At 70.5% G+C, this 12,912-nt stretch carries 10 protein-coding genes; 1 reads left to right on the plus strand and 9 read right to left on the minus strand.

Translation table 11 applies throughout. From position 1 onward, the window contains the following. Positions 1 to 138 precede the first annotated feature (138 nt). The 3 genes from crtI to AB0M14_RS35215 all read right to left on the minus strand — a co-directional run bounded on the left by crtI (position 139) and on the right by AB0M14_RS35215 (position 3,142). A complete protein-coding gene (gene crtI, locus AB0M14_RS35205) occupies positions 139 to 1,710 on the minus strand; it encodes a phytoene desaturase family protein (RefSeq protein WP_365003599.1) in 1,572 nt (523 codons plus the stop codon). 137 nt (positions 1,711 to 1,847) lie between these two features. Then, the gene (locus tag AB0M14_RS35210; protein ID WP_365003602.1) at positions 1,848 to 2,042 is read right to left on the minus strand and encodes a hypothetical protein; all 195 of its coding nucleotides are present in this window, start codon (positions 2,040 to 2,042) and stop codon (positions 1,848 to 1,850) included. Then, positions 2,039 to 3,142, minus strand: a complete 1,104-nt coding sequence (locus AB0M14_RS35215) for a polyprenyl synthetase family protein (protein WP_365003605.1) — start codon at positions 3,140 to 3,142, stop codon at positions 2,039 to 2,041. Before AB0M14_RS35215 ends, AB0M14_RS35210 begins: the two co-directional genes overlap by 4 nt. 285 nt (positions 3,143 to 3,427) lie before the next feature. On the opposite strand from AB0M14_RS35215, the gene AB0M14_RS35220 reads away from it, so the two are divergent. Then, on the plus strand, positions 3,428 to 4,399 hold the full coding sequence (locus AB0M14_RS35220) for a methylenetetrahydrofolate reductase (protein WP_365003608.1): 972 nt from the start codon (positions 3,428 to 3,430) through the stop codon (positions 4,397 to 4,399). Between the two features lie 45 nt (positions 4,400 to 4,444). Here AB0M14_RS35220 and AB0M14_RS35225 read toward each other — a convergent pair whose 3' ends face one another. From AB0M14_RS35225 to AB0M14_RS35250, 6 genes are all read right to left on the minus strand, one after another. Continuing rightward, positions 4,445 to 6,472, minus strand: a complete 2,028-nt coding sequence (locus AB0M14_RS35225) for a CocE/NonD family hydrolase (RefSeq protein WP_365003610.1) — start codon at positions 6,470 to 6,472, stop codon at positions 4,445 to 4,447. A gap of 185 nt (positions 6,473 to 6,657) precedes the next feature. Beyond that, positions 6,658 to 7,809, minus strand: a complete 1,152-nt coding sequence (locus AB0M14_RS35230; protein ID WP_365003613.1) for an LLM class flavin-dependent oxidoreductase — start codon at positions 7,807 to 7,809, stop codon at positions 6,658 to 6,660. Then, on the minus strand, positions 7,806 to 8,618 hold the full coding sequence (locus AB0M14_RS35235; RefSeq protein WP_365003616.1) for a DUF1684 domain-containing protein: 813 nt from the start codon (positions 8,616 to 8,618) through the stop codon (positions 7,806 to 7,808). Before AB0M14_RS35235 ends, AB0M14_RS35230 begins: the two co-directional genes overlap by 4 nt. Beyond that, positions 8,615 to 9,991, minus strand: a complete 1,377-nt coding sequence (locus tag AB0M14_RS35240) for an NtaA/DmoA family FMN-dependent monooxygenase (RefSeq protein WP_365003618.1) — start codon at positions 9,989 to 9,991, stop codon at positions 8,615 to 8,617. The genes AB0M14_RS35235 and AB0M14_RS35240 overlap by 4 nt, the downstream gene beginning before the upstream one ends. A 9-nt stretch (positions 9,992 to 10,000) precedes the next feature. Further along, positions 10,001 to 11,131: an LLM class flavin-dependent oxidoreductase gene (locus AB0M14_RS35245; RefSeq protein WP_365003621.1), complete on the minus strand. Its 1,131-nt coding sequence runs from the start codon at positions 11,129 to 11,131 to the stop codon at positions 10,001 to 10,003. Further along, positions 11,124 to 12,827 carry an ABC transporter ATP-binding protein gene (locus tag AB0M14_RS35250; protein WP_365003881.1) on the minus strand — a complete coding sequence of 568 codons (1,704 nt, stop codon included), beginning with the start codon at positions 12,825 to 12,827 and terminating at the stop codon, positions 11,124 to 11,126. The genes AB0M14_RS35245 and AB0M14_RS35250 overlap by 8 nt, the downstream gene beginning before the upstream one ends. Between the last annotated feature and the right edge of the window lie 85 nt (positions 12,828 to 12,912).

Below are 12,912 nucleotides of genomic sequence, written 5' to 3' on the forward strand. Positions count from 1 at the left end.
CCTTTCGGGCGGCCTGGCAAGTGCTCGCTGACGGCCGAATTGTCGGAGGTGACGCGCATGTCCGGGGATGGCATGTGGTGTCGGTCCCCCCGGCAGGGTCAGCGGTCGCAACCGCAAGCGAATAGGTCGGCGATCAGTTTAATGCTTCGTTGCGAACCCACGCGCCATGGTAGGCGCGGTTTCTTCCGATGCCGGTGACACAGCGCCGGTAATCCGGTTAGCCGCCAGTTTTCCGGACAGCAGCACCGTGGGCACGCCCACGCCCGGGGTAGTGCCGCAACCTGCGATAACCACGTTGTCACTGGAGCTCGGCAAGTTGCGCGAACGGAACGGACCGGTCTGCCGGAAGACATGCGCGGCCGAGAACGGCGTGCCCGCCAGCATGCCCTGGTCCTGCCAGGTGCGCGGGGTGTCGAGGTGGTCGACGGTGAAGTGCGCGGCGAGGCCGGTGTAGCCGCGCTGCTCCAGCACCTCCAGCAGCTCGCGCAGGTAGGACGGCCCCAGCCGGTCCCAATCCAGCGGCGCCGCATCGAGATTCGGGCAGGGCGCGAGCAGCGAGAAGGGCTCGTGCCGGCCGTCGGGGCGGTCGATGAAGAGGCCGGGGTCGGTCAGCGCGGGCCGGGTCAGCAGCAGCGACGGGTCGCTCATCAGCTGCCCGCGCCGGGCGGTGAGTTCGGCGAAGGTGCGATCCCACGCGGCCCCGAACTCGATGGTGTGGTGGGCCTGTATGGGCCAGCCCGCGGCGATCTCGGCCGGGACGGTGCCGTGCGCGACGACCGCCGAGGGGGACGCGCGCAGCCACCGGCGGCGGCGGACGCCGAAACGTTCGATCGCACCGAGGTCGGCGGTGAGGACGACGGCGTCGCATTCGAGGGCCCGGCCGTCGGCGGTGCAGACCCGCCGGGCCCGGCCGCCCGCGTAATCGATCCCGACGACCTCGGTGTTCAGCTCGAGGGTGCCGCCCGCGCCGGTGAACGCCTCGGCCAGCGCCGCCGCGACCGCGCGCATGCCGCCTTCGGGGAAGTACACCCCGAGCGAGGTGTCCATATGGGGAATCGCGCCATACACCGCGAGCGCTTCGGCGGGCGGCATGCCCGCGTACAGCGCCTGGAAGGTGAACAGCCGCGCCAGCCGCTGGTCCCGCAGGATCCGGCCGACCCGGGCGCCGAGTTTGCCGAAACCGCCGAGCCGCACCAGTTCCAGCAGCGCGGCGCGTTTGCGCGGCAGCCGCACCATGTCCAGGGGCGAGTCGAAGTTGGTGTCCATGAACTCGGTGAACTCGGCCGCGTAGATCCGGGCCAGCCAGTCCCGCAGCCGCCGGTAGCGCCGCGCCTCCACCGGTCCGCAGACCCGGGTGACCTCCGCCGCCATGGCGTCGGCGTCGGCGTAGACCCGGAGATCGGCGCCGTCGGCGAACCGCGCGTGGTAGCTCGGGGTGAGCTGCTGGATGCGCAGGCCGCAGGACTCGGGGGTCCGGCCGACCGCGGCCAGCGCCTCGGTCACCAGTTCGGGCAGGGTCAGCACCGTTGCGCCGGAATCGATCTCGTAGTCGGGACCGCGATAGACGCCGACCCGGCCGCCGACATGATCGGCCCGCTCCAGCACGGTCACGGTGCGCCCGGCGCCGGTGAGATACAGCGCCGCCGCGAGCCCGGATAGACCGGCGCCCACCACGACGACCCGATCAGTCGGTCCCGCAACGGTTTTCACAGATTCTCCTTGAAGATCACCGCTGTCCCGGCGCGCTTATAGCCGGGATCCAGACGGTTCGATGAAGCGTGCCTGGATCCCGGCCGAAGCATGCCGGGAGGACGGGGTAGGCCGACCGGACGACGGGTAGGACGGGTCTACTCGCCGGTGGTTTCGGTTGCGGCGCAGGCCTTCGGTAGTCGGATGGCACGGCGGGCGGGCAGCGCCGCGCCCATCATGATCCGGCGCTCGGTGAGCACGAAACTCTTCCCACGTCGCTTCGCGGTCGTACGCGGGGCGGGACCCGCGCCGACGGTGATTACTCGATCGGCTGGTCCCACAACGGCTTTCATGCGGTCCTCCTGGTTGCGGCGAGTGCCATCGCACGCAATGACTGTTTCGCGGATTGGGTGGCGGTCGAGGTTTCGATGGCGGCGAGGCCGCGTTCGGTGAGGTCGGCGATGCGAGATTCCACCTCGTCGACCGCGCCGAGCTCGGTGAGCACGGCGCGCAGGCGCTCCACGTCGTCGGCGCTCAAATCGGTGCCGATGCTGGTGCGCAACAGTTTCGCGGCGGCCGGGTCGGTGGCGTCGGCCCGGCGCAGGGCCTCGGCGAGCAGCACGGTGCGCTTGCCTTCGCGCAGATCGTCGCCGGAGGGTTTGCCGGTGACGGCCGGGTCGCCGAAGACCCCGAGCAGGTCGTCCCGCAGCTGGAAGGCGATGCCGATATCGGTGCCGAACTCGCGGTAGGCCGCGAACAGCCCGGCGTCGGCGTCGGCGATGGCGGCGCCCAGGTGCAGCGGGCGCTCCACGGTGTAGGCGGCGGTCTTGTAGCGGTTGATGCGCAGCGCGGCCTCGACCGAGTCGTCGCCGCCGGCTTCACCGTTGATGTCGAGCAGCTGCCCGCCCAGCACCTCGGTGCGCATCAGCGCCCAGACCGGGGCGAAGCGGGAGATGGCGGCGTCGTCCAGGCCGGAGGCATGGACCATGTCGTCGGCCCAGGCCAGGGCCAGATCCCCGATCAGGATGGCGACGCTGGTGCCGAAGTGTGCGGAGTCGCCGGCCCAGGCGCGCTCGCGGTGGCGCTCTTCGAAGTCGACGTGCACGGTCGGGAAACGGCGCCGGGTGCGCGAGGAGTCGATGATGTCGTCGTGGATGAGCGCGCAGGCCTGCACCAGTTCGAGTGCGGCGCAGGCGCTCAGCACGGCGGCGGCTTCGGGGGCGTCCGGGTCGCCGCCCGCGCCGAGCCAGCCGGTCCAGGCGAAGGCCGGGCGGGTGCGCTTGCCGCCGCGCAGCACGAAAAGCTCGAGCGCTTCGGCGGATTCGACGAACGGGAGCCCCAGCGGCTCGACCGTGGTGCGCTTGGCGGCGAAGAATTCCGTGAGTGCCTTTTCCACCGCGGTGACGAAGCCGGGTGCGCCCAGTTGCGGAGTAGCGGAGGCTGCCCCGGTCACCTCGGCGGATCCGTTGGTCGCCGACGACAGGGTTCGGGTAGGGGTACCTGGTCCGGCGGACAGGGCATCCTCCAAGATGGATCACGGGCCGCACTGGGGCCAGCACGGCGGATGTCGGTGTTTTCGGGCTCGGGGCCGAGGCGGGATTTCAACCAGGTCACCGCGAGGGTACTGCCCAGTAAAAGGATACGCGCGCCCCTTGTGACCGCCGTCGCCCGGGCTCTCCTTTTTCCCGCCATTTGGGAGGAAATAGGTCGAACGTGCAGGTCCCCCTACACTGGACCGGTGACTTTCGATGACTTGCGGCGGCCACCGAACGTCTCTGGAACGCCTTCGGTTGTACAGAGCCTGCGGACGCACGGCGGCCGCGCCGTGCCGTTCTCGGTGGAGTTCAATCCGCCCCGCGACGCCGCAGCCGAGGCCCGGCTGTGGCGGGCGGTGCGCGAATTCGAGCGGATGCACCCGGCCTTCGTGTCCATGACCTACGGCGCGGGCGGTTCCACCCGCGACCGCACCGTGCGGGTGACCGGTCAGCTGGCGCAGGAGACGATCCTGCTGCCGGTGGCCCACCTGACCGCCGTCGGGCACAGCGTGGCCGAGTTGCGGTCGCTGGTCGGCGCCTACGCCGATTCCGGGATCAAGAACATTCTGGTGCTGCGCGGCGACCCGCCGGGCGATCCGCTCGGCGAGTGGGAGCAGCACCCGCACGGCGTCGCCTACGCCGAGGAACTGGTCCGGATCGTGCGCGATCTCGGTGACTTCCACGTCGGCGTCGCCTCGTTCCCGCAGGGCCACCACCGCTCGCCGAGCCTGGACCACGACACCGAGTTCCTGGCCGCGAAACTGCGTGCGGGCGCGGAGTATTCGATCACCCAGATGTTCTTCGACGTCGAACACTATCTGCGGCTGCGGGATCGGCTGGCCGCGTTCGATCCGATCGAGGCGGAGAAGCCGATCATTCCGGAGCTGATGCCCGTCACCTCGCTGCGCACGGTCGCGCGCGCGGAGGAGCTGTGCGGTCGCGCGCTGCCCGCGCATGTGCTGGAGCGGTTGCACAAGGCCGCCGGGGACGGTCCGGAGGAGAACCGGGCCGCGGTGCGCGAGGTCGGGATCGAGATCGCCACCGAGATGGGGCAGCGCCTGATCGACGAGGGCGCACCGTGCCTGCACTTCATCACGCTGAACTTCGCGAAGGCGACCAGTGAGGTGCTCACCAATCTGGGTTACGGCGTGACCGCCGCGCCGCTGAGCGCGTAAGAACTACGAAAGGGGCCGGTGCATGCCGGCCCCTTTGCTATGCGCTCACCAGCCGGGGTTTCCGGCGATCGGCACGTTGACGTAGCTCGGCGACGTGGGGTCCAACTGAAGGTGCTGAGGTTTCGGCTCCGTCGCATCCAGGAAGGGCCGGATCGGCAGCCCCTTCGGGTAGTTGCTCGCGAAGATGTCCACGCGCAGCCGGTGCCCTGGCTTCAGGACGGCGTCGGTGGGCGCCAGCCCGATGTCGAGCTGGGTCGCTTCGCCCGGCACGATCGGCAGCCGCTCGTGCAGCGACATGATCGGGTAGGGGTCGCTGTAGTCACCGTTCGCCGAACGCGCGCTGCGGTTTTCGTCCATGGCGCGGAGTGAGGCCAGCAACTGTCCGGTGCTCAGCGTCGTCGAACGTCCATCAGGTGCGACATCGTTTACGGTCACCGTCCAGTATCCGTCGGTCGCGTCGTGAATTGTGTTGAGGTGCACCGCGATCGGACCCGAGAGGGTGGTCGGTTCGGCAACCGGGGCACTGGTGAAGGTCAGTCCTTGCAGCTCTTGCACCCGGGCGTCCTTGCCGCAGCCGGTGAACACCAGGATGCCCGCCGTGCCTTGTGCGGCGTCCGCCGAGCACAGGCTCGCCAGACCGGGCGCGACCGTCAGTCGTCGAGCATCCGAAGGCGCTGCCGCACTGAGGCTTCCATCGTGCACGCTGGCGTTCGTGGTGCCGCTCGCCGTCGCGGACAGATACATGCGCTGGTGCGTGTGGCCCGGCCGTGGGAACTCACCGGCGGTGGTCCAGCCCGCGCCCTGCTGCCACAGGGTGACCGGGCCGTAGCGGTCGATGCCGTTGTCGATGCCCTTGAGCCACTTGTCGAACCAGGCCCGCGTCAGCACATCGACGCGCGGCGGCTCGCCGTCGCGGCCGCGCATGTCGAAGCCGGCGCTGACGTGGTAGCTGTTGCCCATGATCAGCTGCTTCTGGCCGGGCGGCAGCGGGATGCTCTGGTAGATGCGCGGCTCGCCGTTGGCGAAGTTGTCGTGCCAGCCGCCGATCACCATGGTGGGCACGGTGATTCGATCCGGATGCCCGAGCCAGGCCTGCCGGATCGGGCTGGCAGGGTCGAGCACCGACGCCAACTCCGGCGGGATGGCATCGAAGGAGCTGGTGGTCAGGGTCGCGATCGCGATGTCCAGGAACGACATCGGGCTGCGCAGGCGGTCGGCCAGCCACTGGGTGTCGAACTTGCCCACAGCGATCGACACCAGGTCGGGGGTGAGCTTGAGCAGGTTCACCGCCAGCAGATACGGCGCGAGGATGCCGATCGCGCCGCCGCCCGGAGCGATCATGTCGTGCACCAGATCGTTGCCGGGGACCAGCGGGACAATGGCTTTCAGCGCGGGCGGCTGTTTCGCCGCCGCCTGTACCTGATTGATGCCGGAATAGGACGCGCCGGTCATGCCGATCTTGCCGTCCGACCACGGTTGCGCCGCCGCCCAGGCGATCACCTCCGGAGTGTCGGCCTGGTCCTTCGGACCCCAAGGTTCCCAAATGCCTTGGGAGAAACCGGTTCCCCGGACGTCGGCGACGACCTGGACGTAGCCGTTGCGGATCAGGTTCGGGTCCGCGGCGAAGGCACGCCCGAACCCGCCGCCGAGCACGCGGGTCTGGTCGGTGAGTCCTTCCAGTGCGGTGCCGTTCAGGCTGAAGTCGCGGAAGGCGCTGGTCACCGCGTCGGAGAGCACCGGGACCGACAGCGCGGTCTGCGCGATCATCGAGAGCAGTTTGGTGTAGGGCGTGAGGTTCACGATCGTCGGCAGCGGGGCGGTGACCGGGCCGTTCGCGTCGGCGGGGCGGTACACGTTCGCCTTCAGGATGGTGCCGTCACTCATCGTGATCGGGACGTCCCAGTCGATATGGATCGAGGGGAACTGCGGCGGACCGTCGTGCAGCGCGGCCCAGTGCGGGTCGCCCGCGGGCGTGGCCTGCGCCGGCGGGGCTCCGGCCAGCGCCACGGTGACCAGCGCGGTGAGCCCGGCGATCAACCAGCGAGCGCCGCGGCGTGGGGGAGTTGTCGTCATTGATCTCTCTCCGTCGTCCGAACCCGACGAACATTACATGCAGATGTGAATGTTCTTTGGTCGAACGTATAGCTTCACAACTCGGGTTGGGCAGATCAACAAGGGCTGAAGCAATGGGAGATACGCGCTCAACTGCACGCAAATGCCCAGGCCCGCGTCGCGGGCCTGGGCAATCCGGTCGGCGTTCAGGCGGCCCGGGCGGCGCGGACGCCCCAGGCCTCGGCCAGCAGCCGATGCGATTCCAGCCGGTCGGCGTGGTCGTGGGTGACGCTGGTGACCAGCAGTTCGTCTGCGCCGCTCACCCGCTGCAAGGCGGCGAGCCGTTCGGACACCGTGCTGGGCGAACCGACGAACTGGGTGGAGGTTCGATCCGCCACCAGCCGTTCCTGGTCGGCGGTGAGCGCGGGGGCGGTGCGCGGATCCGGGTATTCGGGCGCGCCCGCGCCGCTGCGGATGCCGTGCACCCAGTGGCCGTAGGTGGCGGCCAGACGCTGTGCCGCCGCATCGGTTTCGGCGACCACGACGTCCGCCGACAGCACCACGTACGGCTCGGACAGCTGGGCGGACGGGCGGAAGGCCGCGCGGTAGGAGTCCACCGCGTCCAGGGCGGTGCCCGGCGCGACGTGATAGGCCGCCGCGAACGGCAGACCCAGGCGCCCGGCGAGTTCCGCACTCGCGCCGCCCGAACTGCCGAACAGCCACACCTCGACCTGCGCTCCCTCGCCCGGAACCGCGTGCAGCGCAAAGCCGTCCGGCGTGGTGTAGGTGCCCGCCAGCAGCGCGCGGATGTCGTCCACCTGCTCGGTGAAGTCCTGCGGCTGCGCGCCCTCCTGGTGCAGGAGATGCAGTCCCGCAAGATATTTCGAGCGGTCCGCGACCCGGCCCGGATCGAACGGCGGCGGAATCACCACGCCGTCGCGCACCTCGGTGCGTCCGGTCGCGGTGTCCAGCACTGGGCGCTCCCGCCTGGGATGGGTCGGCTCCGAACCGTATTGGGCCTTGCGATGTCCGGACCGGCCCAGGCCGAGATCGAGCCGGCCTGGGTAGAGCGCGTCGATGGTGCCGAACGCCTCCACGATCGACACCGAGGTGTGGTGACCGACCTGTACGGCCGCCGACCCGACCCGGATCCGGCTGGTCGCCGCGGCCACCAGCCCGATCAGGGTCGTCGAGGACGAGCTCGCGACCGCGACGAAATGGTGCTCGGCCAGCCAATACCGGTGGTAGCCCCACTGTTCGGCGTGCTGGGCCAGATCGATGGTGTTGCGCAGCGCCTGCTGGGCGGTGGACCCGGCACTGATCGGCGACAGGTCGAGAATCGACAGCGGCACGCTCACAGCCGATCACCCAGGCCCAGCTTCGGGTGCTGTTCGCCCGCTTCGATGGCCACGCGCAACCGGTTCTGCTCGGGCGCGATCGGGCAGGTCGCGAAATCGGTGAAGGCGCACGGCAGATTCGCCGCCCGGTTGAAATCGAGGCGGACCGTCCCGTCGGGATCCGGTGCGTCGACGGCGAGCGCGCGGGCCGCCGGATAGGTGGTGACGCCGCTGGTGGCATCGGTGAACAGCACGCGCAGGTCGTCGCCGTTGCCGAAGGCCACGACCCGCTCGGTCACCTCGCCGATGGTGAATTCGATGGTGCCCGTGGCGGTGTGGTGATGTTCCAGGCCCTCGACGACGGCGCCGGTGGTCAGGGTGCGCGGCACGTCGAAGGGCTGGTAGTGGCCGGTCACCACCCAGCGCGGCTCCGGTGCGTAGGCGGGGATGCCCTCGAAGGCGAGCAGTGTCGGGGACTTCGGATCGTGCACGCGCACGGCGTACCGGCCGGTGCGCCGGATCACCTCCAGGATCCGATCCCCGTGCCGCACTTCGAGTCCCGGCGCACCCTCGGCGGGCGTCAGGATCTGCACGCCGGCGATACCGGAGCCCTGGAAGTCGAGCCGGTCGCCGGGCTGGGCGGTGATGAAGACCTTGTCGTCGGTGACCCACCAGGTGCCCGGCACGCCGGCCAGGCGCTCGGGCCGATCGGTGAGCCAGTGCAGCGCGGTGAGGCTGAGGAAGCCGAGCGGATCGCGCAGCTGGTCTTCGCGGGCGTGCTGCCACAGCGCCCAGGTGGTGTCGAATTCGGTGGCGGTGCTTGTGGTCATGACGCGCGTACTCCTTCGTGGACGGTGCTGCGGTGAGCGTTGCGGGGATGGCGCAGACCGAGGTGGTCGCGCAGGGTCGAGCCGGAGTACTCGGTGCGGAAGCTGCCGCGTTCCTGGAGCTCCGGGACGACGCGATCGACGAATTCGTCGAGCCCGCCGGGGGTCAGGTGCGGGACCAGGATGAAGCCGTCGGCGGCGTCGGCCTGGACGTGCTCGTCGATCTGCGCGGCGACCTGGGCCGGCGTGCCGACGAACTGCTGGCGGGCGGTGACCTCGATGATCAGCTCACGGATCGTCAGGTGCTCCGCCTCGGCTTTGGCGCGCCAGGCCTCGGCTACCGCGCGCGGATCCTTGGCGTGCCGGACCCGGCCGCGGGTGATGTGGACGTTGTCGGCCGGTTCCACCTCGGGCAGCGGCCCGTCCGGGTCGTAGCCGGAAAGGTCACGGCCCCAGACTTGTTCGAGGAAGGCGATGGCGGTCTGCGGGCCGACTTGTTGCAGCCGGATGTGGCGGGCCCGGTCGTGCGCGTCGGCCGCGGTGTCGCCGAGGACGAAGGTGGCGGCGGGCAGAATCTTCACTTCGTCCGGCGTGCGGCCGTATTTCGCGAGCCGGCCCTTGATGTCGGCGTAGAAACGCTGACCGGCTTCCAGGGTGCCGTGGCCGGTGAAGATGGCATCGGCGGTGGCGGCGCCGAACTCACGGCCCTCGTCGGAATCACCGGCCTGCAACTGCACCGGATATCCCTGCGGGCTCGGCGGCAGCACGAACCGGCTCTCGATATCGAATTGGGTAGTGCGGAAACGGGTTTCGGGAACGTCGTGGGCGAAGACGCCGGCTTCGCGATCCACGACCAGGGCGTCCGCGGGCCAGCTGTCCCACAGCGCGCGCGTCGCCCGCACGACCTCGGCGGCGCGCTGATAGCGCTGGCTGTGCTCCAGATATCCACCGCGGCGGAAGTTCTCGCCGGTGAACGCGTCGGAGGAGGTGACGGCGTTCCATGCGGCGCGGCCGCCGGAGAGATGATCGAGCGAGGCGAATTGCTTCGCCAGTTCGAAGGGTTCGTTGAACGTGGTGTTGATGGTCCCGGCCAGGCCGAGTTTGCCGGTCACCCCGGCCAGCGCGTTGAGCACCGTGAAGGTGTCCGGCCGGCCGACGACGTCGAGATCGTGGATGCGGTCGCGGTGCTCGCGCAGCCGCAGACCCTCCGCGAGGAAGAAGAAGTCGAACAGTCCGCGTTCCGCGGTGCGGGCCAGGTGCGTGAACGAGGAGAAATCGATCTGGCTCTTGGAATCCGGGTCGGCCCAGACGGTGGTGTTGTTGACGCCGGGGAAGTGCGCGGCGAGATGGACTTGCTTGCGTGTGGTGGTGGTCATGGCGGTCTCTCAGTTCGACGGCGCGGTCGCGTACCGGCTGAGCGGGCGGGGGAGGCCGAGACGGTGCCGGAAAGAGCTGGCGGCCGGTGGATTACGGCCGAGTCCGGCGAGCCGGGTCAGGGTGGACTGGACGGCGAGGGGACGCAGCACGACGCCGTCGGCGATGCGGTCCTCGGCGATGTCGTCGAGCAGGCGGCGCAGTCCCGCTGTCGTGCCGAGGTGCCGCAGCGGCGCGGTGCCCGCCCGGGGTGCGGAGGCGGGGGCCGCCCACTGATCGAGTTCGAGGACCTCGGCGGCAGCGGTTTCGACGGAATCGGCGAGATGGACGTCGAGGTCGAGCAGTACGCGCACGGTGTCCGGGTCACGCTCGGCGGCGGCGAGCGCGGACCGGAGTTCCGTGCGCCGGGCGCGGGCCTGCGCGGGCGAGGCGGCGGTGATCCGGATGAGGTCGGCGCGCCGCACCGCGACCGCCGTACTCGCCGGGTCCGCGGCGCGCACCGCGACGATCGGCCGTCCCTGGGGTGGGCGCGGCGTGATCGACGGGCCCTTCACCGAGAAGTTGTCCCCGGCGAAGTCGATGTAGTGCAGTTTGTCCCGGTCGATGAAGCGACCGGTGCCGACGTCACGGATCTCGGCGTCGTCCTCCCAGCTGTCCCAGAGCCGGGTCACCACCTCGAGGGCCTCGTCCGCCTCATGCCACAGCGCGGCGGAATCTTGCACACCCTTGCGGCCGAACGCGTTCGCCTCCGCGGCGGTCTCGGATACAGTCGTTTCCCAGCCTGCTCGGCCCAGTGCGGCGAAGTCGAGGCTGGCGATCGCCTTGGACAGGTGGAACGGCTCGGTGTGGGTGACCGCCGCCTGCGGCAGCAGCCCGATCCCGTGCGTGGCCGCGGCGACGCGCGCCGCGAGAGCGACCGCGTCCAGCCGGCCGCGGGTGACTCCGGGCCCGCCGGGTTGCAGCGCGAATCCGTCCGGCAGGAAAGCCGCGTCCACGCCGGCGGTTTCGGCGGCCGTCACCGCGGCCACCCAGTATTCGCCGGTGAACAGGTCCTCGGCGCGGGAGTCGGCGCGCCGCCACGCCGCCGGGTGTATGCCGGGCCCGGCGAGCTCCACGCCGAGGAACAAGGTCGAATCAGCCATGTGCGGCGGTCCTTTCGAGTGGGTGGGTGCCCGTGCGATCGGAGTCCGGGCCGGCGCGGCGGCCGGGCGCGGGGATCGCCGCCAGCAGCTCACGGGTGTATTCGTGCTGCGGCGCACCGAAAATGTCAGCGGTGCTGCCGGTTTCGACGATGCGCCCGTGCCGCATGACGGCGACCCGATCGCTGATCCGGCGCACCACGGCGAGGTCGTGCGAGATGAACAGGTAACTCAGGCCGAGCTCGGTTTGCAGCCGGTCCAGCAGCTCGAGGATCTGGGCCTGGATGGAGGCGTCCAAGGCCGACACGGGCTCGTCGAGCACCAGCAGTTCCGGGCGCAGCGCCAGCGCGCGGGCGATCGCGACGCGCTGGCGCTGCCCGCCGGACAGTTCGGCGGGGCGACGCCGCCCGAAGTGCTCGGGCAGCGCCACCTGATCCAGCAGTTCCCGGACCCGGTCGCGCCGGGCGGCACGGTCCCCGACGCCGTAGGCGCGCAGCGGTTCCTCGACGATCGTCGACACCCGCCAGCGCGGATCCAAAGACGCGTAAGGGTTCTGGTACACGATCTGGAACCGCTGCCGGAGTGCGCGCAGCCGCGCGCCCCGGGCCTGGGTGAGATCCGCGCCGTCGAAGGTGACCGTGCCGCTGTCGGCGGCGGTGAGCCGCACCGCGATGCGCGCCGTCGTCGACTTTCCGGAGCCGGATTCGCCTACCAGGGACAGGGTTTCGCCACGCCGCAGCTCGAACCCGACGCCGTCCACGGCGGTGACCGCGCCACCGGCCTTGGCGTGGAAGCGCTTTCGCACCGCGCCGACGGCGAGCAGCGGCGGCGCCGGGGCGGCGGGCGGGCTCCGGAAACCTGGGAACGGCGCGAGGCTGGGCGAGGCGGCCAGTAGTCGCCGGGTGTAGGGGTGTTGCGGCGCGGCCACGAGCTCCGCGGTCGGGCCGGTTTCCACGATCTCCCCGCCGTTGAGCACGATCAGCCGATCCGCCCGCTCCGCCGCCACGGCCAGGTCGTGGGTGATCAGCAGCACGGCGGTGCCACGGGCGGTGGTCTGCGCGGTCAGCTGATCGAGCACCCGGCGCGCGACGGTCGCGTCCAGGGCGCTGGTCGGTTCGTCGGCGATGATCAGATCCGGTTCCGCGATCAGCGCCGCCGCGATCAGTACGCGCTGGCGCTGCCCGCCGGACAACTCGTGCGGATACTGCGCGGCCCGCAGCTCCGGCCGATCGAGCCCGGCATCCCCGAGCAGACGCACCGCGCGCTCCCGCGCTTCCCGGCGCTCGGCCAGACCGTGCACCAGCAGCGTCTCGGCGACCTGATCGCCCACCCGCCGTACCGGATTCAGCGACAGACCGGGGTCCTGCGGAACGAACCCGATCCGGGCGCCGCGCAACCGCCGCCATGCCCGCTCGTCCCCAGCATGCTGCCCGTCGAAAGTGAGAGTTCCATCGGTGATTTCGGCCGACGAGCCGAGCAGCCCGAGCACCGCGTGCCCGAGCGTCGATTTCCCCGAACCGGATTCGCCGACGAGCGCCACTACCTCGCCCCGCGCCAGCGTCAGCGACACGCCCGCCAGCGCGGTGACGGGCTCCCGAGCGGATCGGTACCGCACTCGCAAGTTCTCGACCCGGAGCAATGTGGTCTCGTCCGTAGCGACCTGGCTGGTTGCTGCGCCCCCTCGCGGCGCAACATCCAGCGCTGCCGACCCGGCGTGGCCGGAGGTATCTGCTGACTGTGTCTCCCGGCGATGCGGTCGAGACGCTGGGGCGGTGACCCGGTCG

It is taken from the genome of Nocardia sp. NPDC051832 (genome assembly GCF_040681285.1).
Taxonomy (GTDB): Bacteria; Actinomycetota; Actinomycetes; order Mycobacteriales; family Mycobacteriaceae; genus Nocardia.